Below are 2253 nucleotides of genomic sequence, written 5' to 3'. Positions count from 1 at the left end.
CCACAAGGTGCCGGCGCTGCTGGCCTCCCTGATGTCGGTACTGCTCTTCTTGGGCTTCTTTGCCGGCATCATCGTCTTCGTCGTCTCGGAGCTGATCAACTCGTGGGACGAGATGGTCGACTCGGTCACCGGCTCGGTCGACGAGGTGAACGAATGGCTTGCCGAGGGCCCGTTCGGTCTGGACACCGAGACGGTCCAGGGGTGGCTCGACGACATCCAGAATCAGCTCGGCAATCTGCTGGGTGAAGTCAGCCAGGCGGCAACCACGGGGATCACCCTGGTGGGCAACTTCGCCACCGTGCTGCTGATCGCGATCTTCTTCACCATCTTCGCCTTGACCAGCGGCGACAAGCTGTGGGAGCAGTTCGTCAGAGCGCTGCGTCCCGAACACCAGGCACCTGCGCACATGGCGTTCAAAGCAGCCATGAAGACCACCGGCAACTGGTTTTACGCCTCGACCCTGACAGGTCTGGTGGACGGCTTCTTCATCGGCGTCGGGCTGACGATTCTCAACGTGACCCTGGCGATCCCGATCGGCGCGCTGACGTTCATCATGGGCTACGTACCCTTGGTCGGTGCCACGCTGGCCGGTGCGTTCGCGGTCACCGTGGCGTTCGTCTCGGGCGGCGTGGGGACCGCCGTCTGGGCGTTGCTGATCGTCCTGGCGGTTCAGCAGATCGAAGGGAACGTGCTCTCGCCGCTGCTGATGTCGCGTGCGGTCAGTTTCCACCCGCTGATCACGCTGCTGCTCACCACGGGCGCCGGTGTCGCGTTCGGCCTGGTGGGGCTCTTCCTGGCAGTGCCGGTCGTCGGCGCGATCACCGCGGCGGTCATCGGCTGGCGGCGGAAGGTACGAGAACAGGAGTCCGCCGTCGGCGAGGGGGAACACCACGTGTCGATGCCGGGCGCGGATGTTCCCGAGGTCTATGAGGACGACGACGAGGCGCCGCGCGACGGGGGCGGGAAACGCAGGATCCGGGTCCGGAAGGGCCCCAGAGCGCAGCCGGAGCCGGAGCCGGAGCTACAGGGGGAGCCACCGCGGGAGCCACAGGCGGAGCCGTCGGCGCGGGAACCGGACTGACGTTCTGCCTCGGACGGCACGTTCCGTCACGGATGACACATTCTGTGTCGCGCCGGGCTAGTGGTGGTGACGGGCCATCATCCAGGAGGGGAACCTGGCGATCTTGGCGTCGATCACCAGCGGGCGGTCTCGTCGTCCGTCGAGCCACGTCTGGGCGGCGTGGAGGTCGCCGATAGTGCGTACGGTGATGGCTTCGCAACCGTAGCCCTGGGCGATGGCGGCGATGTCGGTGTCGGGGAAGCGGACGGTGTCGAGCTTGTCGCTCTGGTGCTGGAAGATGTTGACCTCGGCGCCGTAGGCGTCGTCGTTGAAGACGATGACGACCATGCCCAGGCCCAGGCGTACGGCGGTGTCGAGTTCGACCAGGGTCATCAGGAACGCGCCGTCGCCGGTGCCGAGGACGGGCATCCGTTCGGGCTGGGCGACGCCCGCGCCGATCGCCGAGGACAAGCCGAGCCCGATGGACTGGAACGACAGGGGGATGCAGTAGCCGCGCTGGTCCGGCACACGCAGGTGTGCACCCGCGTAGCAGTTGACGTTGCCGCCGTCGGTCACCACGATGCGTTCCATCGGCAGCATCGAGTCGATGGCGTTGATGAGCTCCTGCGGATCGACCAGGCCCGGTTCGGCCCGGGAGGTGAAGGGCTGGTCCTTCCAATAGCGCACCGCCTGGACCCGCTCGTGGATCTCAGGGGTGCGATAGCCGACCCGGTCGGGATAGCGCTTCGCCACCACCTCAGCAGCGGCCGCCGCGACCACGGCAGCATCGCCCAGGATGCCGATGTCGACCGGACGGTGGAACCCGATCGCGCTGTCGCGGTCGTCGACCTGGACGACCGTGGTGTCGCGCACGAGGCTGCCTTCGCGGGTGGTCCACTTGTTCAGTCCGGCGCCGAAGGCCACCAGGACGTCAGCGTCCGCGATGAGCTCGGCCGCTCCTTCGGTCGCGAAACCTCCCATGATGTCCAACGCCCACTCATCACCCACGAACAAGCCACGCCCCGCGGCAGAGGTGACCAACAGCGCGCCGCAGGCCTGCGCCAGCCGGCGCAACTCGTCTGCCGCGCCCCACGCCCCGCGGCCACCGACGATCACCGGACGCTCGGCCGTGCCGAGCACCTCCACCAGCTTCTCCAGCGACTCCGACGACGGTCCGGGGCGCAGCCGCACCG

General features: G+C 67.6%; 2 protein-coding genes. One reads left to right on the top strand and one right to left on the bottom strand.

Going from position 1 to position 2253, the window contains the following annotated elements; translation table 11 throughout:
• The coding region (locus ELR45_RS00500; protein WP_165367330.1) for an AI-2E family transporter at nucleotides 1–1081 on the top strand (1081 nt) is incomplete at its 5' end.
• Between the two features lie 57 nt (nucleotides 1082–1138).
• Here the strand turns inward: ELR45_RS00500 and ELR45_RS00495 are convergent.
• Nucleotides 1139–2253 (bottom strand): thiamine pyrophosphate-binding protein (locus ELR45_RS00495; protein ID WP_205855618.1); only part of this gene is annotated, 1115 nt, incomplete at its 5' end.

It is taken from the genome of Phytoactinopolyspora endophytica (assembly GCF_004138495.1).
Taxonomy (GTDB): Bacteria; Actinomycetota; Actinomycetes; order Jiangellales; family Jiangellaceae; genus Phytoactinopolyspora; species Phytoactinopolyspora endophytica.
Note: the sequence above shows the minus strand (reverse complement) of the source record. Positions and strands in the feature narration are given on the sequence as shown.